Here is a 21,722-nt window from a genome sequence, read left to right as displayed (position 1 = left end):
ATCACGTCCCTTGATCATTGCACCGAAAGCGCAACGTCTTGCGCTGCCTGCAGGGCGGCGGCGTAGTTGTTGACGAGCAAGTCCACGGAGGCCGCGGTCGCGTCGAAGACCGGTGCCGGATAGACACCGAAGAAAATGGTCAGGATCACCAGCGGATAGAGAATGAGTTTCTCGCGCCCCGACAGATCGAGCAGCGCCTTCAAACTTTCCTTTTCCAGCGCACCGAAGATCACCCGGCGGTAGAGCCAGAGCGCGTAAGCCGCCGACAGAATGACGCCGGTCGTCGCGAACAGGGCGACCCAGGTGTTGGCTCGGAAGGCGCCCACCAGCGTCAGCACTTCGCCGACGAAGCCCGACGTTCCCGGAAGGCCCACATTGGCCATGGTGAAGACCATGAAGGCGACGGCATATTTCGGCATGTTGTTGACGAGGCCGCCATAGGCCGCGATCTCGCGCGTATGCAGCCGGTCATAGACGACGCCGACGCAGAGGAAGAGCGCGCCCGAGACGATGCCGTGCGACAGCATCTGGAAAATCGCTCCCTGGACACCCTGAACATTCGCCGCGAAGGTTCCCATCGTCACGTAGCCCATATGCGCCACCGATGAATAGGCGATGAGCTTCTTGATGTCGGTCTGCATCATCGCGACCAGCGAGGTGTAGATGATCGCAATGATCGACAGGGTGAAGACGAACGGCGCGAAGAAGTCGGACGCCAGCGGGAACATCGGCAGGGAGAAGCGCAGGAAGCCGTAGCCGCCGAGCTTCAGGAGGATGCCGGCCAGGATGACTGAGCCTGCCGTCGGCGCCTGCACGTGCGCATCGGGAAGCCAGGTGTGCACCGGCCACATGGGCATCTTCACCGCGAAGGAAGCGAAGAAGGCAAGCCAGAGCCAGGTCTGCATTTCGCGCGGGAACTGATAGGCGAGCAACTGCGTGATGTCGGTGGTGCCCGCCTGCCAATACATCGCCATCATGGCAAGCAGCATCAGAACGGAACCGAGCAGCGTGTAGAGGAAGAACTTGTAGCTCGCGTAGACGCGCTCCTTGCCGCCCCACACACCGATGATGATGAACATCGGGATGAGACCCGCCTCGAAGAAGACGTAGAAAAGGATGATGTCGAGAGACACGAAGACGCCAAGCATCAGCGTTTCCAGGATCAGAAACGCGATCATGTATTCCTTCAGGCGCTTCTCGATCGTCACCCAGCTTGCCAGCACGCAGAACGGCATCAGGAATGCCGTCAGCGGGACGAAGAGTATGGAAATGCCGTCGACGCCCAGATGATAGGAAATGCCGGTGCCGAGCCACTCCCGCTTCTCGACCATCTGGAAGCCCGGGTTCGACGGGTCGAACTGGTACCAGATGTAGAGCGACACGAGGAAGGTGAAGACCGTCGTCAGCAGCGAGACGTTCAGGATGTTGCGGCGGCCGTAGGCGCTGTCTTCCCTTGTGAGCAGGAGAAGCAGAACGCCGACGAGCGGCATGAAGGTGACCGCGGAAAGTACGGGCCAATCGGTCATCAGAAGGAACTCCCGAGCATCATCCATGTAACGAGCGCTGCAATACCGATCAGCATGGCGAACGCGTAGTGGTAGAGGTATCCGGTCTGCAGGCGGACCACCCGGTCGGTCACGTCGAGAACGCGCGCAGCGATCCCGTTCGGGCCGTACCCGTCGATCACCCGTCCGTCACCCTCCTTCCAGAGGAAGGTGCCCAGGCGCTTGGCGCTGCGGACGAACAGGAAATCGTAGAGTTCGTCGAAATACCACTTGTTGAGCAGGAACTGGTAAAGCCCGCGATGCTGCTCGGCGAGATATTTCGGCGTCTCCGGCGAACGGATGTACATGTACCAGGCCGTGAAGAGACCGAGCGCCATGGCCGCGAACGGGCTCCATTTCACCCATAGCGGAACGTGGTGGTACTCCTCGAGAAGCTCGTTTTCGGCGGACGTGAACAGAGCGCCCTGCCAGAACTCGGCGTAGTGGTGACCGAAGAAATAATCGTGGAACAGGAAGCCCGCGACGAGGGCGCCGGCGGCCAGGATGTAGAGGGGCACCAGCATGACCTGCGGCGACTCGTGGACGTGATGCATGACGTCGGAGGAAGCGCGTGGCTTGCCGTGGAACGTCATGAAGGTCAGGCGCCAGGAATAGAAGCTGGTGAAGAGCGCCGCGATGACCAGCAGCACGAAGGCCAGACCGGAAACGACGCTATGCGACGCGAAGGTGGATTCGATGATCGCGTCCTTCGAGAAGAAGCCCGCCGTGCCGATGACCGTACCGGGAATGCCGACGCCGGTGAGCGCGATCGTACCGATGAACATCATCCAGTAGGTGACCGGAATATGCGTGCGCAGTCCGCCCATGTAACGCATGTCCTGCTCGCCGTCGACGGCGTGGATGACCGAGCCCGCGCCCAGGAACAGGAGCGCCTTGAAGAAGGCGTGCGTGAAGAGGTGGAAGATCGCCGCGCCATAGGCGCCGACGCCGAGCGCGACGAACATGTAGCCGAGCTGCGAGCAGGTCGAATAAGCGATGACGCGCTTGATGTCGTTCTGGACGAGACCGACGGTCGCCGCAAAGAATGCGGTGATCGCGCCGATCAGGGTGACGACCGTCAGGGCGTCCGGCGAAAGCTCGAAGAGCGGCGACATGCGGGCGACGAGGAAGACGCCCGCGGTCACCATGGTTGCGGCATGGATAAGGGCCGAAACCGGGGTCGGGCCTTCCATGGCGTCCGGCAGCCAGGTGTGCAGCAGGAACTGCGCCGACTTGCCCATCGCGCCCATGAAGAGCAGCAGGCAGGTGGCCGTCAGGGCATGCCCCTTGTCGAGCTGCATTCCGAAGAGATTGATGACCGCGTCCCCTGCCGCAGCACCCTCGGCCGGCAAATAGTTCTGCGCGGCGGCGAAGATGGTCTCGAAATTGATCGAGCCGAAGAGGACGAAGACGCAGAAGATGCCGAGCGAGAAGCCGAAGTCGCCGACGCGGTTGACGATGAAGGCCTTCATCGCCGCCGCATTGGCGGACGGCTTCTTGTACCAGAAGCCGATCAGCAGGTATGACGCGAGACCCACGCCTTCCCAGCCGAAGAACATCTGCAGCAGATTGTCCGACGTGATGAGCATCAGCATCGCGAAGGTGAAGAGCGACAGATAGGCGAAGAAACGCGGCCGGTTCGGATCGTGGTGCATGTATCCGATCGAATAGATGTGCACCAGGGTCGAGACGGTGTTGACGACGACGAACATGACGGCCGTCAGCGTGTCGACGCGGAAAGCCCATTCGACATCGAAGCTTCCGGACTGGATCCAGCGCAGCACCGAAACCTTGATCATCTCCTCTTCGCCGAGGGCGACGTGGAAGAAGACGAACCAGGAGAGCGCTGCGGTGACGATCATCAGGCCGCTGGTCACATATTCGGATGCTTTGGCGCCGATCTGCGTGCCGAGAAGGCCGGCGATCAGGAAGCCGATCAGAGGCAGGAAGACAATAGCCTTGACGATGGTATCCATAGCCCTGTCAGCCCTTCATCATGTTGACGTCTTCGACGGCGATCGAGCCGCGGTTGCGGTAGAAGACGACGAGAATTGCAAGTCCGATGGCGGCTTCGGCCGCCGCAACGGTCAGGATGAACAGCGCGAACACCTGGCCGGTGATGTCGTTCAGGAAGGCCGAGAACGCCACCATGTTGATGTTGACGGCCAGCAGGATGAGCTCCACCGACATGAGGATGATGATGACGTTCTTCCTGTTGAGGAAGATGCCGAAGACGCCGAGCGTGAACAGAATGGCGCTGACGGTCAGATAGTGGGAAATTCCGATTTCCATAAGTGTAGTCCCTCGACCTCGCGTCCCGATTAGATGCCCTGCCCCGGCTTGACCGTAACCACCTCGACGGCGGTTTCGGGGGTGCGGGCAACCTGCTGCGGAATGCTCTGACGCTTGATGTTCTGACGGTGACGCAGGGTCAGCACGATGGCGCCGATCATGGCGACGAGCAGCACGAGCCCTGCGATCTGGAAGAAGTAGACGTAATGGGTATAGAGGACATCGCCGAGCGCGGCGGTGTTGGTGCGGTCGCTCGGCGCCGGTATCGGCATTGCGATGCCCTTGGCGATTTCAGGCGAGAAAGCCGAGCCGCCGACAACCACGATCAGTTCGGCGGCAAGGATCAGCCCGATCAGCGCGCCGATCGGCGCGTATTCGAGCACGCCCGCGCGAAGCTCGGCAAAGTCGATGTCGAGCATCATGACCACGAAGAGGAAGAGAACCGCGACGGCCCCGACATAGACCACCAGCAGGATCATCGCCAGGAACTCGGCGCCGGTCAGCAGGAAGAGCCCGGCCGCATTGAAGAAGGTCAGGATCAGGAACAGAACCGAATAGACCGGATTCCTGGCCGCGATGACCATGAATGCCGACGCCACGGCGATGAAGGCAAAAAGATAGAAAAAAAGAGCCTGCAGACCCATGATCGGTGCCTTTTTCGTCTTGCTGGCGTGAAGGCACGCAGGCCCGCACTCCATGAGGCAAAGCCGGACCACCTGTCCGGCCGATGCCCAAACCCGTTTTGCATGCACCGTCTTCGATCAAGCGGCGCGATGCTGCGTTGCGCGAATGGCCTCAGCGGTAGGGCGAGTCCATCGCAATGTTGCGCGCGATTTCCCGCTCCCACCGGTCACCGTTGGCGAGCAGCTTCTCCTTGTCGTAGTAGAGCTCTTCGCGCGTCTCGGTGGAGAACTCGAAGTTCGGCCCCTCGACGATCGCATCGACCGGGCAGGCTTCCTGGCAGAAGCCGCAATAGATGCACTTCACCATGTCGATGTCGTAACGCACCGTGCGGCGCGTGCCGTCATTGCGGCGCGGCCCGGCCTCGATGGTGATGGCCTGCGCAGGACAGATCGCCTCGCACAGCTTGCAGGCGATGCACCGCTCTTCGCCGTTGGGATAACGGCGCAGCGCGTGCTCGCCGCGGAAGCGCGGGCTGATGGGCCCCTTCTCGAAGGGATAGTTCAAGGTCGCCTTCGGACGGAAGAAATAGCGCATCGACAGAAGGAATGCGCCGACGAATTCCTTGAGGAACAGCGAGCTGACGGCGTTCGAAAGACCGGCCATCATTAACCTCCAAACTTGCCGGTCGCGGAGAGACCGGCGGTATGCAGCGAAGCTCGAGCGGCCATCATGCCCAGCCCGTCAGCTTCAGAACGAATGCGACGATGACGACCATCGCCAGCGAAAGCGGCAGGAAGACCTTCCAGCCGAGGCGCATCAGCTGGTCGTAGCGATAGCGCGGGACGAAGGCTTTCACCATGGCGAACATGAAGAACACCAGCGACGCCTTCAGCACGAACCAGATGATGCCCGGGACCCAGTTCAGGAGCCAGATGTCGACCGGAGGCAGCCAGCCGCCGAGGAACAGAATCGTCGTCAGCGCGCACATCAGGCAGATCGCCGCGTATTCGCCGAGCATGAACATCATGTACGGGGTCGAGCCGTATTCGACCATGAAGCCGGCGACGAGTTCCGATTCGGCTTCCGGAAGGTCGAAGGGCGGACGGTTCGTCTCGGCGAGCGCCGAGATGAAGAAGATGATGAACATCGGGAAGAGCGACAGCCAGTGCCAGTCGAGGAACGAGGCAGGCAGGCCGAGCATGGTGCCGACGCCGTCATTCTGCGCGTTTACGATGTCCGTCAGATTGAGCGAGCCGACGCAGAGCAGCACGGTGACGATGACGAAGCCGATCGAGACCTCGTAGGACACCATCTGCGCCGCGGAGCGCAATGCGCCGAGGAAGGGATATTTCGAGTTCGACGCCCAACCGCCCATGATGATGCCATAAACCTCGAGAGAAGATATGGCGAAGACGAAGAGGATGCCGACATTGATGTTCGCGATCACCCAGTTCGCATTGAGCGGAATGACCGCCCAGGCGGCGAGCGCCAGCGTCACGGAAACGAGCGGGGCGAGCAGAAAGATCGTCTTGTTGGCGCCGGCCGGAATGACCGGCTCCTTGAAGACGAATTTCAAAAGGTCGGCGAAGGACTGGAACAGCCCCCAGGGGCCGACGACGTTAGGTCCGCGGCGAAGCTGCACGGCCGCCCAGATCTTGCGGTCGGCGAGCAGGATATAGGCGATGAAAAGCAGCAGCGCGACCAGAAGCAGGAGCGACTGGCCGATCATGATGGCCGTGGGCCAGACATAGGTCGAAAAGAAAGCGTCCATGATGCTCTATTCCCTCGCGCTCATTCCGCGGCAGCTTTGAAATTGTTGCGCGCCAGGGCCGAGCATTCGGCCATGACGGCGGATGCGCGCGCTATCGGGTTCGTCAAATAGAAGTCTTTGACCGGAGACGCAAACACGGATTTCGCCATCGCACCGGCTTTTTGTGCAAGTGCGGCAATTTCGTCGCTGCGGCCTGCGGCGATCTCGTCGACTGCGGCGAAATGCGGATGGGCCGCATAGAGCTTCGCGCGCAATTCGCCGAGCGAGTCGAAAGGCAGCTTCCTGCCGAGCACGTCGGAAAGCGCGCGGATGATCGCCCAGTCCTCGCGGGCTTCACCCGGCGCGAAAGCGGCGCGGTTGCCCATCTGGACGCGCCCTTCGGTATTGACCCAGGTGCCGGACTTTTCCGTGTAGGTCGCGCCGGGAAGAATGACATCCGCCGCATGCGCGCCGTTGTCGCCGTGCGAGCCGATGTAAACGGTGAAGCCGGCCTTCTTGGCCGAGAGATCGATTTCGTCGGCACCCAGCAGGAAAAGGACATCCATGGCGTCGACCATTTCGCCTGCCGACTTGCCGCCCTGACCGGGCACGAAGCCGAGATCGAGACCGCCGACGCGGGCGGCCGCGCTGTGAAGCACGGCAAAACCGTTCCACTCGGCGTTCACCGCACCAACGGCAACGGCGAGCTTCGCCGCATTGGCGAGCACGGCCGCACCGCCCTCCCCTGCCAAGGCGCCCTGGCCGACGATGATCAGCGGACGCGCGGCCTTTTCCAGCGTTGCGAAGAACGTCCCCTTGCCGGAAACGAGTTCGGCGAGCGTGTCGGTACCCGCACCCAGATATTCGTATTCGTAACGCAGCTCACCAGCCTCGCCGATCACACCGATCGGGAAGTTGGCCATGCGGTAGCGCTTGCGGATGCGGGCATTGAGGACCGACGCCTCGAAGCGCGGATTCGAGCCGATGATGAGCAGTGCATCGGCGCTTTCGATGCCCTGGATCGTCGGGTTGAAGATGTAGCTCGAACGGCCGAACGACGGATCGAGCGCTGCGCCGTCCTGTCGGCAGTCGAGGTTCGCCGAGCCGAGCGAGGAGACGAGCTCCTTCAGCGCGTACATTTCCTCGACCGAAGCGAGATCGCCGGCGATCGCGCCGATCCTGTCGCCCGACGTGCCGGCAACGGCGGTCTTGATCGCCTGGAAGGCTTCGCCCCAGCTTGCCGGCTGCAGGCGTCCATCCTTCTTGACATAGGGGCGATCCAGGCGCTGCGTCTTCAGCCCGTCCCAGATGAAGCGCGTCTTGTCGGAGATCCACTCTTCGTTGATCTCCTCGTTGACGCGCGGCATGATCCGCATGACTTCGCGGCCGCGCGTATCGACGCGGATGGCAGAGCCGACCGCGTCCATGACATCGATCGATTCGGTCTTGCCGAGCTCCCACGGGCGCGCGGTGAAGGAGAAGGGCTTGGAGGTCAGCGCGCCGACCGGGCACAGGTCGACGACGTTGCCCTGCAGTTCCGAGGTCATCGCCTGTTCGAGATAAGTGGTGATCTCGGCATCCTCGCCGCGGCCGATCAGGCCGAGTTCGGCGATGCCGGCGACTTCCGTCGTGAACCTGACGCAGCGCGTGCAGTGAATGCAGCGGTTCATCACCGTCTTGACGAGCGGACCGATATACTTGTCCTCGACCGCGCGCTTGTTTTCCTGATAGCGCGAGCTGTCGATGCCGAAGGCCATCGCCTGGTCCTGCAGGTCGCACTCGCCGCCTTGGTCGCAGATCGGGCAGTCGAGCGGGTGATTGATGAGCAGGAACTCCATGACGCCTTCGCGCGCCTTCTTGACCATCGGCGTGGTCGTGAAGACTTCCGGCACCTCGCCGTTCGGACCGGGACGAAGGTCGCGCACGCCCATGGCGCAGGAGGCCGCCGGCTTGGGGGGGCCGCCCTTGACCTCGATCAGACACATGCGGCAGTTGCCGGCAACCGAAAGCCGCTCATGGAAACAGAAGCGCGGAACCTCGGCGCCGGCCTCCTCGCATGCCTGAAGCAGCGTGAAATGATCCGGGACCTCGATCTCTTTTCCGTCGACTTTCAGCTTTGCCATCTTCGTACTCAATCCTGTCTTCAGTCCGTCTGCTCTTCTACAGCGCCGCGCGTCTTGATCTGGCGCGCAAGGGCCGCTGCAGCACTTTGGTTTTGCTGCATGTTTCCTTTAATCGGCTACGATTAAAGGAAACATGCAGTAGGCAACGGACAATTCCTTCACGGTCTCGCCGCTTGCCGTGACCACCGCACGGTCGTCACGTTATTTCTCTCGCGCTCCCGTGAGCGCCTTTGCCTGCCCGATCCAATCGTCGCGGACGCCGCGGCCGGCAAGGCCGAGTTCGCTATCCAGTCGCTCCACGTCGGCCTTGCTCAGGGCGGCGATGTCGGCGAAGCGGAATATGCCCCTGCCGTTCAGCACCTGCTCGAGCTTGGGGCCGATGCCGGAGATGTGCTTCAGGTCGTCGTTTGCGAGGCCTGCCGCCGGTGCCGCAGCCCGCTTGACGGATCCGCGCGGTTTGAGCGTCTCGCCCGCGGAGACCGGAGCTTTCCGCTGCGCTGCCTTTCGCGGCCTTGCGACCGGAGCAGGCTTGGAGATCTCCGCCTGATCGGGCGCGGCGACGCTCTTCTTGACCGTGCTGGCCGCCCCCTGCATCGCGCCGAACATCATGCCGGCGATGTGACTGGACAGACCGAAGCCAAGAGCCGTCGCTGCCGCGACGGCCGCCGCCGGATGCGCCATCAACGGATGCAATCCGACGCTCGGCAAGCCGGCGTTCGACAGGTTCTTCATCCATTCGCCCATGCCGAACGGATCGGCCGGGTCGGCGCCCTGAGGCCGTGCGAATGGACCGGCCGCGCTCGCGGCTGTCCTCTCCTGTCCGTCCTTGCGTGCCCCAGCCATGGTTTCTTACTCCGCCGCCTCCAACACGGCGCCATGCGAGGTCGCATTGCGCGTGTATTCGTCGATCCGCTTCTCCATTTCCGGACGGAAATGCTTGATAAGGCCCTGGATCGGCCATGCCGCCGCATCGCCGAGCGCGCAGATCGTGTGGCCCTCGACCTGCTTCGTCACGTCGAAGAGCATGTCGATCTCGCGCTTCTGGGCGCGGCCCTGCACCATGCGCTCCATGACGCGCATCATCCAGCCCGTGCCTTCGCGGCAGGGCGTGCACTGGCCGCAGCTCTCGTGCTTGTAGAAGGCCGACAGCCGCCAGATCGCTTTGATGATGTCGGTCGACTTGTCCATGACGATGACGGCAGCCGTGCCCAGGCCCGAGCCGAGCTCGCGCAGGCCGTCATAATCCATGATCGCGTCCTTCATCTGCGCGCCGGGCACGCAGGGAACCGACGAGCCGCCGGGAATGACCGCCAGCAGGTTGTCCCAGCCGCCGCGAATGCCGCCGCAGTGCTTCTCGATCAGCTCGTGGAACGGGATCGACATCGCGTCCTCGACCGTGCACGGGCGATTGACGTGGCCGGAAACCGAATAGAGCTTGGTGCCGTGGTTGTTGGGGCGGCCGAAGCTCGTATACCAGCCGGCGCCGCGGCGCAGGATCGTCGGCGTCACCGCGATCGACTCGACATTGTTGACCGTCGTCGGGCAGCCATAAAGGCCCATATTCGCCGGGAAAGGCGGCTTCAGGCGCGGCTGGCCCTTCTTGCCTTCGAGGCTTTCGAGCAGCGCCGTCTCTTCGCCGCAGATATAGGCGCCGGCACCGTGATGCACGTAAATGTCGATGTCGTAGCCGAGCTTGTTGTTCCGGCCGAGCAGGCCGTATTCGTAGCATTCGTCGATCGCCGCCTGCAGCGCTTCGCGCTCGCGGATGAACTCGCCGCGGACGTAGATATAGGCGGCATGCGCACCCATGGCGAAGCTCGCAATCACGCAGCCTTCGATCAGCGTGTGCGGATCGTGGCGCATGATGTCGCGGTCCTTGCAGGTACCGGGCTCGGACTCGTCGGCATTGACGACGAGGTAATGCGGGCGCCCGTCGCTTTCCTTCGGCATGAAGGACCATTTGAGACCGGTCGGGAAGCCGGCGCCGCCGCGGCCGCGCAGGCCGGAGGCCTTCACCTCGTTGATGATCCAGTCGCGGCCCTTTTCGAGGAACTGCTTCGTGCCGTCCCAATGGCCGCGCGCCATCGCGCCCCTCAGCGACTTGTCCTTGAGGCCGTAGATGTTGGTAAAGATGCGATCTTCATCTCTAAGCATGGGGTATCACCTCTTCACCGCGGCTTCTTCGCGGGCTTCGACTTATCGACCGTTTCGCCCTCGACCTTGACGTTCTTCGCCGCCGCCTTCCTGGCGGTGGCCGGCGTCTTCAAGGTCGGATTGGTAACGTCCGTCGCGGTCGAAGGCTTTGCCGCATTCGACGGAGGCACGCTCACCGCCTGTTCGTCCTTCGACTTGCGGACCGATTTCTTCTTCTCTTCGACCGGCGCCTGCAGCGTCGTCAGGCCGCCGATCGGCGCGGAATAGATGCGGTCGATCTGCGGACCCGGCACGACTTCCGCTCCCTTGCCTGCCTCGAAGCTGTCGATGATCTCCTCGAGCCGCTCCGGCGTCAGATCCTCGAACGTGTCCTTGAAGATCATGACCATCGGCGCGTTGACGCAGGCGCCCTGACATTCGACCTCTTCCCAGGAAAGCGTGCCGCCCTCGTTGAGGGTGAAAGGTTCGCTGGCGATCTTCTTCTTGCAGACCCTGATCAGGTCTTCGGCGCCGCGCAGCATGCAGGGCGTGGTGCCGCAGACCTGGACATGGGCACGCGTTCCGACAGGCTGCAGCTGGAATTGCGTATAGAAGGTGGCGACTTCGAGAACACGGATATAGGCCATGCCGAGCATGTCGGCGACCGACTCGATCGCCGCCCTCGTCACCCAGCCATCCTGCTCCTGAGCACGCATCAGCAGGGGGATGACCGCCGACTGCTCGCGGCCCTCGGGATATTTCTTGATCGTTGCCTCGGCCCAGGCAGCGTTTTCCTTGCTGAACGCGAAGGCCGCTGGCTGGACTGTGTCTTCGGCTAGTCGACGAACGGACATTCTAGTGGACACCTTATCAGTTAATCGAACCGCACCGCGATTTCGTCAGCGAGACAAATTCGCAGGCATAGGCTGACTGGTCTTTCTGCAAAAACACGATGTAGCGCGCGCCGTTGTTGACGGCTGCCTTGATCTCGTAACCCCTGGACAGGAGCGCCGGCATGGTGCCGCCCCTGAGCGCTGCGGATGACTCGCTGCCGACGTCCTCCTGGGCCGAGGCCCCGGAGGCGAGCGCAAGAAGTCCGACGGCGACGAGCGGCACCAGACGCATCAGCGATCCACCTCGCCGAAAACGATATCGAGGGAGCCCAGCACGGCCGAAACGTCGGCAAGCTGGTGTCCGCGACAGAGGAAGTCCATCGCCTGAAGGTGCGCGTAACCCGGAGCGCGGATCTTGCAGCGATACGGCTTGTTGGTGCCATCGGAGACCAGATAGACGCCGAACTCGCCCTTGGGCGCCTCGACCGCGGCGTAGACCTCCCCGGCCGGCACGTGATAGCCCTCGGTATAGAGCTTGAAGTGATGGATCAGCGCCTCCATCGACCGCTTCATCTCGCCGCGCTTCGGCGGCACGATCTTGCCGTCGAGCGAGGAGACCGGACCGATTTTGGCATCGCCGAGCAGACGGTCGACGCACTGGCGCATGATACGCGCCGACTGGCGCATCTCGATCATGCGGATGAGATAGCGGTCGAAGCAGTCGCCGTTCTTGCCGATCGGAATGTCGAACTCCAGGTCGGAATAGCATTCATAGGGCTGCGAACGGCGCAGGTCCCAGGCCGCCCCCGAGCCGCGCACCATCACGCCCGAGAAACCCCAGGCCCAGGCGTCCTCGAGGCTGACGACGCCGATATCGACGTTGCGCTGCTTGAAGATGCGGTTGCCGGTCAGAAGCTCGTCGATATCGTCGACGGTCTTGAGGAACGGGTCGATCCAGTTGCCGATATCTTCGACCAGCTGGTGCGGCAGGTCCTGATGCACGCCGCCCGGACGGAAATAGGCCGCGTGCATGCGCGCGCCGCAGGCCCGCTCGTAAAAGACCATCAGCTTCTCGCGCTCCTCGAAGCCCCAGAGCGGCGGCGTAAGCGCGCCGACGTCCATGGCTTGAGTCGTCACGTTGAGGAGATGCGACAGGATCCGGCCGATCTCCGAATAGAGAACGCGGATCAGCTGGCCGCGGACCGGCACCTGCGTACCGGTCAATCTTTCGACCGCAAGCGCGAAGGCGTGCTCCTGGTTCATCGGCGCGACATAGTCGAGCCGGTCGAAATAGGGTATCGCCTGCAGATATGTCTTGGCCTCGATCAGCTTTTCCGTGCCGCGATGCAGGAGGCCGATATGCGGATCGACGCGCTCGACGATCTCGCCGTCAAGCTCCAGCACCAGACGCAGAACGCCGTGCGCCGCCGGATGCTGCGGGCCGAAGTTGATGTTGAAGTTGCGGACGTTATGTTCGGTCATACCGATTGCTCCAGGCCGGATGGCGTCCTTCGCGGATCGCCGCGGGCCGACTTAATTCAGCGTGGTCTCGCCTTTTCGTCGCCGGGCAGCACGTATTCCGTGCCTTCCCAGGGCGAAAGAAAGTCGAAATTGCGGAATTCCTGCTTCAGCTCGACGGGTTCGTAGACGACGCGCTTGGCCTCGTTGTCGTAACGCACCTCGACGAAACCGGTCAGCGGGAAGTCCTTGCGCAGCGGATAGCCTTCGAAGCCGTAGTCCGTCAGAATGCGCCTCAGATCCGGGTGACCGGTGAAGAGGATGCCGTACATGTCGTAAGCTTCGCGCTCGAACCAGTCGGCGCCGGGATAGACCGACGTCGCCGAGGGGACAGGCTCGTTCTCGCCGGTCGCAACCTTCACGCGGACGCGCTGGTTCTGGCGCGGCGAGAGAAGATGATAGACGACATCGAAGCGGTCCGGGCGCTGCGGATAATCGACCCCGCAGACATCGATGAAGCTGACGAAACCACACTGGACGTCGTCGCGCAGGAAAGTCAGGAGCGCGACGAGGTTCTCGGCTTTCGCCGTCAGCGTCAGTTCGCCGTATTTGACCTCCGCATCGGCGATCAGCGCGCCACGCGCCTCGCGAAGATAGGAGGCAAGCTCGTTCAGGGCTTCACTCATCTTAAGTTCCCCTGCCCTTAGCGCTCGATCGTGCCGGTCCGGCGGATCTTCTTCTGCAGCAGAAGCACGCCGTAAAGCAGCGCTTCTGCCGTGGGAGGACAGCCTGGCACATAGATGTCGACGGGCACGACGCGGTCGCAGCCGCGCACAACCGAATAGGAATAGTGATAGTAGCCGCCGCCATTGGCGCAGGATCCCATCGAGATCACGTAACGCGGCTCGGGCATCTGGTCATAGACCTTGCGCAAGGCCGGCGCCATCTTGTTGGTCAGCGTGCCGGCGACGATCATGACGTCGGACTGACGCGGCGAGGCGCGGGGCGCAAAACCGAAGCGTTCGGCATCGTAACGCGGCATCGACATCTGCATCATTTCGACCGCGCAGCAGGCGAGACCGAAAGTCATCCACATCAGCGAACCGGTGCGGGCCCAGTTGATCAGCTCGTCGGTCGAGGTGACGAGAAAGCCCTTGTCGGCGAGCTCGTTGTTGATCTCGCCGAAGAACGCGTCATTGCTGCCGATCGGCTTGCCGGTCGCGGGATCGAGGATACCCTTGGGCTGCGGCGCAACGAGCGTGGTGCCGGATGCTAATTCCATTCCAGCGCTCCCTTCTTCCATTCATAGATAAAGCCGACCGTCAGGACCAGAAGGAAGACCATCATCGACCAGAAGCCGAACCAGCCCAACTCCTTGAACGAAACCGCCCAGGGGAAGAGGAAGGCGACCTCGAGATCGAAGATGATGAAAAGGATCGACACGAGATAGAAGCGGACGTCGAACTTCATGCGGGCATCGTCGAACGCATTGAAGCCGCACTCGTAAGCCGACAGTTTTTCCGAATCAGGCGCCTTGAAGGCGACGGCGAAAGGAGCGACCAGAAGTGCGAGGCCGATCACCAGCGCGATCCCAATGAAAATCGCGATCGGTACGTAGGAACCGAGAAGTTCTGTCATTTTATCCGTCCCTGCCTGCGGAGGGCGCCATGAAAGCGCTTCAACGAAGAATGCCGCAGGCCGAAAAGCATGTTGCAACGCCAGAGTGGTTAGCGCAGGCGGCGCCCGGGCGCAAGCCTCGAAGGGGCATTTAAACCGGTTCGCAGCGCATTGCGGGGATGCGCCCACCGCAGGATGCGCGGCAAGGCGCGCAATCGCGGGAAGCCGGGCCTCCCGGCGCCAGGAATTCCGCGGCGAGACACTTTGCCGCAATGCAAAAAAGCACAGATAAGGGAGACGGCCACTTGAGAAGAGAATGGCGCGAGTGACGGGGCTCGAACCCGCGACCTCCGGCGTGACAGGCCGGCACTCTAACCGACTGAGCTACACCCGCGCATTATGGCCATCGCTGACCATTATCTCATCATCGGCACTTTTTGAGAATGCCGCATTCTTTCAAGAGTGGCGCGAGTGACGGGGCTCGAACCCGCGACCTCCGGCGTGACAGGCCGGCACTCTAACCGACTGAGCTACACCCGCATCTCTTGACATTCCAGACGCGCTCGCGCGCCCCTGCCCGAAGCGGCCTTGCCGTTCGATGAGCGGCTAACTAAGCGGTTCGCTTTGGGGTGTCAAGCGCGATTGAAAACAAATCCGTGACGGAACGTTTTTTGGTCCACAGCATGGCTTCAGGCAAGGATTTTGCCGCCTGTGAAAGCCGCGCACCAAAGGTGAGCACCCCCTCACCCCCTCGGGGGCTCGCCCTTCCTTTATATGCGGGCGCAGCGGAGCGACCAACAATGCGCCGCCTGCCTCGCCAGCCGCCTCCCTTCGCCCCCCAATTGTCCACAGACTTCCTGACGGGTGCCCCGGTCCGCGATAAAAAATTCGAAAAAATCGCTCGAACGCTCTTGCGGTTTTCGCCGGTTACGCATAGATCACGCCCACCGACGCGGCGGACACTTGTCCGGCAACGCGATAGGGCGATTAGCTCAGTTGGTAGAGCGCCTCGTTTACACCGAGGATGTCGGGAGTTCGAGTCTCTCATCGCCCACCATTTCTTGCATATGTCAGGCAGTGTTTTGCGCAGGTTTCTCTTGCGAGCCGCCTCACCGCTTTGAAGCCACAGCGATTCCGGACGCCGCGCTGCCCTGCGTAGCGCACGCCCTTCGACCGTCATTCCTGTGCCAGCAACTAGAATCCAGCCAGGCCAGTCCTGGGCTGAAAAACTCTAGCGCGCCGAAGGTGCGGCGCTTCCGGATTGCTGTAACGAGCACAGGCATGAGGGAGACGACGGCGCCGTCAGTCATCAATGCAGCACTGAACGCTCCAGTCATTCGGAGCCGCGCAAGCTTACCCGCCCCGATACTGCTCCTCCGTCACATGCTCGAGCCAGTCCACCGCCTTGCCGTCGAGCGCCTCCTGAATTGCGATATGCGTCATTCCCGTTTCCGGCGCGGCGCCATGCCAGTGCTTTTCGCCCGGCGGGAACCAGACGATGTCGCCGGCGCGGATCTCGCGCGGCTCCCCGCCCCAGCTCTGCGCCAGGCCGCGGCCTGCGGTGACGATCAGGGTCTGGCCGAGCGGGTGCGTGTGCCAGGCGGTGCGCGCGCCGGGCTCGAAAGTCACGGTCGCGCCGCGTACCCGGGCGGGTGACGGCGCCTCGAAGGCCGGGTCCACGCGAACGGACCCGGTGAAATATTCGGCCGGGCCATGCGCCGAGGGTCTCGATCCGCATTCGAAGATATCCATTGGAGCCTCCTTTGAGGGACTTCGCCGGGCCAGCCGACGGGTGATGCAGGGGCAAGGCGCATGCAGCTTACCTCTTTCCGGCAAGCGGCTACAACCGGTGGATCGTCACGCCCGGGCAGGCGCTCCGCGCAATGTCGCAAAGGTGCTCGTGGTGGGTCAGATAGATCACCTGTCCGACATCGGCCATTTCCGCCATCAGCTCGAAGGCGCGGCCGGCGCGGCCGTCGTCGAAGGTTTCCATGATGTCGTCGGCGATGAAGGGCAGCGTTTCCCGCGTCGCCGCGACCTCGTGGTAGCCGGCGATCCTGAGCGCGAGATAGAGCTGGAAGCGCGTGCCCTTGGAAAGATCGCGGGCGAGCTTCGATCCGCCGGCGGCGGTATTTGCTATGAGGAATTCCTGGCCCTTGTCGGCTTGCGTCGAGAGACCGGAATATTCGCCGCCGCTGATATGCATGAAGGTTCGCGAGGCGCGTTGCATCATGGCGCTGCGGTGGCGCTCGCGAAACAGCCTGAGCGCCTGTTCGGCGGCGATCACGCCCGCGCGCAGCCGGAGATAGCCGATCGCCTTGCTCTCGATGTCGAGAAGCAGCGTGCGCCGCCGCTGTTCGAGCTCCGCCACCCGGTCGCCGCCCTCGACGGCGGCAAGCGCCCTCTCCCGGGTCCTGACATCGGAGTGCAGCTCGCTGACATCCCGGTCGGCCGCCTCGATCGCCTCCTCCAGCCGCGCCAATTCCAGCCCGAGCTCCCGGTCGTCGAGTTCGGCGAGCAGCGCTTCGGCCTCGGCGGCGCTGGCGACGCCGAGCCGCGCGGCCAGATCGCTTTCCATTTCCGAGCATCGCTGTCGCAGCCGCTGCGCTTCGCGGGTGGCTTCCAGGCAGGCGGCCGCTTCGTCGAGAGTCCCGCAGCCGAAGAAGTCGAGGACCCTCTGCCTGTTGGCGCCGTGAAGTCGCTCCTCGGCGCGCAGCGAGTCGAGGCTCTCCTCCATGCGCTCGATATTGCCTTGAAGCGCCAGACGGCGCTCCTCCTTCTGAAGTGCGGCGGCAACGCGGTCGCGCACCGCGGAAAAGAGCGTGAGGACATCGCCGGCCCGTTCTTCGCCCAGTGCGGCGGCCACGCCGACGACGTTTTCCGTGAAGGCCGCCTGATCCCTGCGCATCCCCGCCACGCGATGATCGAGCTCCGCTTTCTTCTGCATCAGCTTGTCGAGGTTCTGAAGCACGGCGAGCACGGGACCGATTTCCTGCGGCAGCGGGCGCTCCACCTGCCGGGAAAGCCACGTGCCGGCGAGCGCCTCGTCCCATTCCCCGCACCAGGATGCCATCGCAGCCTCCGCGGCCGCAAAAGCAGCCCGTCGCTTTTCGAGCGCCTCCGAGGCGCGTTGGAGCTGCGCCACGGCATTCCGGAAAGCAGTGGATGCGGCCTCCGCTCGGGAGGAGACAAGTTCCGCTACCGCGAGCAAGGCGTCGAGGCGCTCCGGCAGCGCATCGGTCATCCCGAGCCGCGCCAGCTCCGCCCGAAGACTGCAGACCGCCGCCTTCTCTTCGGCGACCGCCCGGTCGCGCTCCTTCAGCGCAGTGCGAAGTTCCATGCGCAATTCGAGCGCGGATGCGCGGGCGGCAAGCCACGCCTCCAACTGGGGCAGCCCCGTTATGCAAGGCAAGCCACAGGCGCGTGCGGCGGCGCCGATCTCGGCGTTCAGCCTCTGCCGCCGCTCCTCCGCGGCTTTCCTTTGCATGTCCAGCGACTGCAGGCGGGCGCGCCGCTCGGTCACGGCCAGCGTCAGGTTGCGTATCTCGGCCACGCGCTCCGCCTGGGCAAGCCGAAGCGCCGTGGTTGCATCATGCTCGTGCAGTGCCGTCTCGAATGCGATCGCCGTCTGCTCGTCCAGACCGGCACGATGCCGCTGCCAGGCAGTATTGCGGCGGCGCCTCAGTTCGCAAACGGTCGCGTCGTCCACGACGCCGCCATTGGCCGCAATGGCGGCAAGGCGCGCCTCGTCTCCGGCCTGGCGTTCGCTTTCGTCGGCGATCCTGTCGCCGAGGCGCAAGCGCCGCTCCGCCTCGGCGTGGTCCTCGGCCCGCCACGCTTCCACGACGGGCGGTGCCGGAGCGGGAAGCGCGGCCAGATCGTCGATCGTGCCGGCGAAAGGCCGCAATTCATCCAGCCGGTCGCATATGGCGGCATCGATCCGGTCGATCTCCCTTGCCGATGACTGCTGGCGCAAAAGGCAGTCGCTCTGCCGGAGGAGATGCACGCGTTCGGCGAGGAACGCCGGGTCGGCCGTCCCCTCCTTCAGCGGGGCAACTTCGCGCTCGGCGTCGCCGTGGTTCCCTTCCGCGGTTTCCATCTCCTCTCGCGCCGCTGCCAGCCTTTCCGAAAGGCTTGCGTGCCGGCGCACCAGATCCTGCAGACGGACGGCGCGCGCCGCCGGCAGCAGGAGCGAGGCCAGGTCGGGATTGCCCGCCTCGCCGAGGCGGATCAGACAGGCATCGATCTCGGCGGCCGTCTTCGCCAGTTCCTCCAGACGAGCCGGCATGTCGCGGTCAGCCGTGAGATAGCGGGCTTCGAGTGCGGTTTCGCGCAGAGCCCCGAACCGGTCCGCGATCGCCAGCGCCTGCTCGTCGCGAGGCAGCCCGGCAAGCTCTTCGCGCCGCCGGGTGAGTTCCTCGTGCAATTGCCGGAGCCGCGCCGCGATTTCCGCATCGCTGCGGCGAAGAACCGGCAATTCCTCCTGCCACTCGGCCGGCGGCACCGGCAACGGGTCCCGCCCGGCAAGCTCCTGCCGCACGCCGCGAAGCCGCGCGAGAAGCGGCAGGGCGTCGCGCTGAGCCCGCATCCGGTCCCGGTCGGCACGCAACTCGTTGCGCTGTCTCGCCGCTGCCTCGTGGCGTGCGCGCATGCTCGTCAGGGCCTTGCGGAGTGCTGCATATTCGCGTGCATTCACGTCGACCGCGTTCCGCTCCGCCTTCAGCGCGTCGAGCTCCGCCTTCAGTTCGGCGAGCTGGTGCTTGCGCGCCTGCGGGCGGAAGAAAGAATCCGCTTGGGCTCGAAGCCCGGCAAGCACGGCGGTGCTGTCCGGCAAACCGGAACTGGCGGAAAACAGGAGAGACCCCAGCTCGCCCTCGCTCTTCAGTATGGCTTCCCCGCCCTCTTCGATGCTGTCGTCGTCGAGCGAGAACATCGTGCTGTAGGTTGCCCGGTCGATAGAGCCGAGGGCTGTGGAAAACAGGCCATCGGGCAGCGGCTGCTCGTCGGGGCCGATCAGGCTGTTGGCGTTGCGCTTGATGCGGTAGGCGTGATGCAGGCGGTTACCGGCCGCGACGATGCCGCCGATCCGCATCGTCTGATAGGGATGCAGGAAGCCGTAGGGGCTCGAACGTTCGATGCCGAAGACGAGGTCGAGGAAGCCGGAAAAGAGGGTCGACTTGCCGGCTTCGTTCGGGCCGTAGATGAGGTGAAAATCCGGCTCGCCCAGCCTCGCCTCGCCGAAATCGAGATGTCGCTCCGTGAATTTTCCGTAGCGGACGAGCTCCAGTCGCTGAAGCCGCATCAGTCGATGCCTCCGGCGCCGGCACGGCCGTGAAGATGCGCCAGCACATCCACACTCCCCGCAAGTGCTGCCTCCAGCGCCAGCCGCTCCAGCGCCTCCTCGTCGCTCGCCAGCACCTGCCTGAGTTCAGGCGGCAATTGCTGCAGGAGCTCCTTTGCAACTCTGCTCAGCTCGCCGCGAAAGCCGAAGGAGGGCAGAACGTCGTTTTCGACGAGTGCCGCCAGTTCACCGACCGGGTCGGCCGCACTTTGCTCCGCATTGCCGATTGCCTGGCAGCTCAGTTCCGTCTTCTCGATCCAGCATCCGCCGATCCCGGCCGCGATGTTGACGATCTCCGCTTCCAGGAGATCCGCGTCGCGCCTGAGGCGCCAGGCAAGCGGCGTCGCGCCGGTCAGCGTCAAGCGCAGGATCAGATTGTCCGCCGCCATGTTCTTTCGAAGGTGGATCAATTCACGGCCCACCGCATCCAGCATGTCGCGCCAGTCCGCAATCCCGCTCACGTCGATCTCATGTCGCTCGAACGCGGCGGTGCCGGTCGGCCGGTCATCCAGCGCAACCAGCCCCTCATCGTCGATCGTCACGATCGTGACGCCCTTCGTCCCCGCTTCGTTGATGTCTCGGCCCTGCGGCATGCCGGGCATGACGATTGAGGGCTTTTCGCAGTGCACCTGCCGCTGATGGATATGACCGAGCGCCCAATAATCGAAACCGTGCCGCTGAAGCTCGGCCACGCTGCAGGGCGCGTAAGGGTCGTGGGCCGCGGATCCGGAGAGGCTGGTATGCAGCATGCCGATATTGATGCCGCCGGCGACCGGCGGATGGAACTGGGGCAGCAGGCTTTCCGGCGCGTGCGGATCGGCAAAGCTCACGCCGTGGATGTGCACCGTGCGGCCGTTCGCAAGCGTCTTGACATGAACCGCCCTGCTCCGGCCGGCAAATACATGCACCGAAGACGGCAGGGTGAGTTCGCGCGTCACCTGCGACTGGGAATCGTGATTGCCGCGAATGATGAACGTCCGGATGCCGGCCTCGTCGAGCCGCCGAAGCTCGGCCGCCAGGAAGAGCGCCGTGTTCATGGAGGTCTGGCTGCCGTCATAGAGATCGCCGGCGATCAAAAGCGCATCGACGCTTTCGGCAATGCAGAGATCGACGATACGGACGAGCGCATCGCGCGTCGCGCTTCGAACGAGGCCGGCAAGCTCCGCATTTCGGAGTGCCAGGCTGCGCAAGGGCGAATCGAGATGGAGGTCTGCGGTGTGAACAAATCTGAAGGGCATGGCCGGGCGGACCATGACCTGGCGCCGCCGCTTTCGTCAATGGCTGCAGGACCGGGTATCCACGGAATGCTTGAACGCGGGCAGCGTTACGACGCGCCGGCCGACAACTCTTCGCTTCGCAAACAACGGCATCGCGACCAGGGCGCGTTTCTTGTCGCCGCCGGTCATTCCCAAGTTTTAGGTGGTTTTGGTCGACAAATGCGGCAATTGTGACTATCAATAATGTCACTGCCATTTCACATGGCCCCTCATAATAACTCATAAGGTCATGAAGAAGACATTCGAGGTTTCCGATAAGCTGTTCGAGCTCTACCATCGCGTTCATCGTCTGGTGAACGAGTCCATGACGGAGGAAGGCGTATCGCTTGCCAGGAGCAAGTTCCTGTTCTTCCTGAGCAAGCTCGGACCCTGTCGGTCTACCGACATAGCCTGTGCGCTGAATTTCGCTCCGCGAACAGTGACCGAGGCGATCGACGGACTGGAACGCGACCGTCTGGTGATGAGAAAACCCGACCCCGAGGATCGCCGCGCAAAGATCGTCTCCATAACAGAGACCGGCCGGGCCGTTCTTCAGGCTGCAGAACATCCGCGCAAACAGCTCATCGAAGAGATCTTTTCGGCGCTCGATGACGAGCAACTGGACCAGTTGTACGATATCGTCAGCAAACTCGTCGAGAAAACCGACGATATCCGCAAGCGCAAGGAAGAAGCGGAAGCGACTGAGATTGGCGTCGCGCGCTGAACGCCGTTCAGGAATCAAGAGGCCGGG

General features: G+C 63.3%; 20 protein-coding genes and 3 tRNA genes. 3 read left to right on the top strand and 20 right to left on the bottom strand.

From position 1 onward, the window contains the following. Window positions 1-14: 14 nt before the first annotated feature. From AC6CIG_RS11420 to AC6CIG_RS11340, 17 genes are all read right to left on the bottom strand, one after another. Window positions 15-1,526 carry an NADH-quinone oxidoreductase subunit M gene (locus AC6CIG_RS11420; RefSeq protein WP_018094853.1) on the bottom strand — a complete coding sequence of 504 codons (1,512 nt, stop codon included), beginning with the start codon at window positions 1,524-1,526 and terminating at the stop codon, window positions 15-17. Beyond that, a complete protein-coding gene (gene nuoL / locus AC6CIG_RS11415) occupies window positions 1,526-3,520 on the bottom strand; it encodes an NADH-quinone oxidoreductase subunit L (protein WP_100672199.1) in 1,995 nt (664 codons plus the stop codon). The genes AC6CIG_RS11420 and nuoL overlap by 1 nt, the downstream gene beginning before the upstream one ends. A 7-nt stretch (window positions 3,521-3,527) precedes the next feature. Then, window positions 3,528-3,836 (bottom strand): NADH-quinone oxidoreductase subunit NuoK, encoded by a 309-nt coding sequence (gene nuoK, locus AC6CIG_RS11410; RefSeq protein WP_003531854.1) that lies wholly within the window; start codon window positions 3,834-3,836, stop codon window positions 3,528-3,530. A gap of 29 nt (window positions 3,837-3,865) precedes the next feature. Continuing rightward, a complete protein-coding gene (locus AC6CIG_RS11405) occupies window positions 3,866-4,480 on the bottom strand; it encodes an NADH-quinone oxidoreductase subunit J (RefSeq protein WP_100672198.1) in 615 nt (204 codons plus the stop codon). 151 nt (window positions 4,481-4,631) lie between these two features. After that, complete coding sequence (nuoI, locus tag AC6CIG_RS11400; RefSeq protein WP_100672197.1) at window positions 4,632-5,123, bottom strand: NADH-quinone oxidoreductase subunit NuoI; 492 nt, start codon at window positions 5,121-5,123, stop codon at window positions 4,632-4,634. Between the two features lie 64 nt (window positions 5,124-5,187). After that, the gene (gene nuoH, locus AC6CIG_RS11395; RefSeq protein WP_018094850.1) at window positions 5,188-6,231 is read right to left on the bottom strand and encodes an NADH-quinone oxidoreductase subunit NuoH; all 1,044 of its coding nucleotides are present in this window, start codon (window positions 6,229-6,231) and stop codon (window positions 5,188-5,190) included. Between the two features lie 20 nt (window positions 6,232-6,251). Further along, window positions 6,252-8,333: an NADH-quinone oxidoreductase subunit NuoG gene (gene nuoG / locus AC6CIG_RS11390; protein WP_018094849.1), complete on the bottom strand. Its 2,082-nt coding sequence runs from the start codon at window positions 8,331-8,333 to the stop codon at window positions 6,252-6,254. 201 nt (window positions 8,334-8,534) lie between these two features. Continuing rightward, on the bottom strand, window positions 8,535-9,176 hold the full coding sequence (locus tag AC6CIG_RS11385; RefSeq protein ID WP_437408977.1) for a helix-hairpin-helix domain-containing protein: 642 nt from the start codon (window positions 9,174-9,176) through the stop codon (window positions 8,535-8,537). Window positions 9,177-9,182: 6 nt separating this feature from the next. After that, window positions 9,183-10,487 (bottom strand): NADH-quinone oxidoreductase subunit NuoF, encoded by a 1,305-nt coding sequence (gene nuoF, locus AC6CIG_RS11380; RefSeq protein ID WP_018094847.1) that lies wholly within the window; start codon window positions 10,485-10,487, stop codon window positions 9,183-9,185. A 14-nt stretch (window positions 10,488-10,501) separates the two neighbouring features. Next, window positions 10,502-11,320, bottom strand: coding sequence for an NADH-quinone oxidoreductase subunit NuoE (gene nuoE, locus AC6CIG_RS11375; RefSeq protein ID WP_018094846.1), 819 nt, complete (start codon window positions 11,318-11,320; stop codon window positions 10,502-10,504). A 16-nt stretch (window positions 11,321-11,336) separates the two neighbouring features. Then, window positions 11,337-11,591: a hypothetical protein gene (locus AC6CIG_RS11370; protein ID WP_018094845.1), complete on the bottom strand. Its 255-nt coding sequence runs from the start codon at window positions 11,589-11,591 to the stop codon at window positions 11,337-11,339. After that, window positions 11,591-12,781 carry an NADH-quinone oxidoreductase subunit D gene (locus AC6CIG_RS11365; protein ID WP_018094844.1) on the bottom strand — a complete coding sequence of 397 codons (1,191 nt, stop codon included), beginning with the start codon at window positions 12,779-12,781 and terminating at the stop codon, window positions 11,591-11,593. Before AC6CIG_RS11365 ends, AC6CIG_RS11370 begins: the two co-directional genes overlap by 1 nt. Before the next feature lie 56 nt (window positions 12,782-12,837). Beyond that, the gene (locus tag AC6CIG_RS11360; RefSeq protein ID WP_018094843.1) at window positions 12,838-13,443 is read right to left on the bottom strand and encodes an NADH-quinone oxidoreductase subunit C; all 606 of its coding nucleotides are present in this window, start codon (window positions 13,441-13,443) and stop codon (window positions 12,838-12,840) included. A gap of 17 nt (window positions 13,444-13,460) precedes the next feature. After that, window positions 13,461-14,039 carry a NuoB/complex I 20 kDa subunit family protein gene (locus AC6CIG_RS11355; protein WP_003531828.1) on the bottom strand — a complete coding sequence of 193 codons (579 nt, stop codon included), beginning with the start codon at window positions 14,037-14,039 and terminating at the stop codon, window positions 13,461-13,463. Continuing rightward, entirely contained in the window at window positions 14,030-14,395 is a 366-nt protein-coding gene (locus AC6CIG_RS11350) for an NADH-quinone oxidoreductase subunit A (RefSeq protein WP_018094842.1), read from the bottom strand. The genes AC6CIG_RS11355 and AC6CIG_RS11350 overlap by 10 nt, the downstream gene beginning before the upstream one ends. A 296-nt stretch (window positions 14,396-14,691) precedes the next feature. Further along, window positions 14,692-14,768 (bottom strand) — tRNA-Asp (locus AC6CIG_RS11345). 69 nt (window positions 14,769-14,837) lie between these two features. After that, window positions 14,838-14,914 (bottom strand) — tRNA-Asp (locus AC6CIG_RS11340). Between the two features lie 441 nt (window positions 14,915-15,355). Here AC6CIG_RS11340 and AC6CIG_RS11335 point away from each other — a divergent pair. Then, window positions 15,356-15,431, top strand: a tRNA-Val gene (locus AC6CIG_RS11335). 296 nt (window positions 15,432-15,727) lie between these two features. On the opposite strand, the gene AC6CIG_RS11330 is transcribed toward AC6CIG_RS11335, so the two are convergent. The 3 genes from AC6CIG_RS11330 to AC6CIG_RS11320 all read right to left on the bottom strand — a co-directional run bounded on the left by AC6CIG_RS11330 (window position 15,728) and on the right by AC6CIG_RS11320 (window position 20,968). After that, complete coding sequence (locus AC6CIG_RS11330) at window positions 15,728-16,126, bottom strand: (R)-mandelonitrile lyase (protein ID WP_127709284.1); 399 nt, start codon at window positions 16,124-16,126, stop codon at window positions 15,728-15,730. A gap of 88 nt (window positions 16,127-16,214) precedes the next feature. Continuing rightward, a complete protein-coding gene (locus tag AC6CIG_RS11325) occupies window positions 16,215-19,676 on the bottom strand; it encodes an ATP-binding protein (protein WP_437411668.1) in 3,462 nt (1,153 codons plus the stop codon). After that, complete coding sequence (locus AC6CIG_RS11320; protein ID WP_437408976.1) at window positions 19,676-20,968, bottom strand: metallophosphoesterase family protein; 1,293 nt, start codon at window positions 20,966-20,968, stop codon at window positions 19,676-19,678. The genes AC6CIG_RS11325 and AC6CIG_RS11320 overlap by 1 nt, the downstream gene beginning before the upstream one ends. Between AC6CIG_RS11320 and AC6CIG_RS11315 the strand changes: the two genes are divergently transcribed. Further along, entirely contained in the window at window positions 20,933-21,166 is a 234-nt protein-coding gene (locus tag AC6CIG_RS11315; protein ID WP_437408994.1) for a hypothetical protein, read from the top strand. The genes AC6CIG_RS11320 and AC6CIG_RS11315 overlap by 36 nt on opposite strands. Window positions 21,167-21,221: 55 nt before the next feature. Further along, window positions 21,222-21,695: a MarR family winged helix-turn-helix transcriptional regulator gene (locus AC6CIG_RS11310; RefSeq protein WP_437408975.1), complete on the top strand. Its 474-nt coding sequence runs from the start codon at window positions 21,222-21,224 to the stop codon at window positions 21,693-21,695. Window positions 21,696-21,722 lie beyond the last annotated feature (27 nt).

It is taken from the genome of Sinorhizobium sp. GQ132 (genome assembly GCF_059758575.1).
Note: the sequence above shows the minus strand (reverse complement) of the source record. Positions and strands in the feature narration are given on the sequence as shown.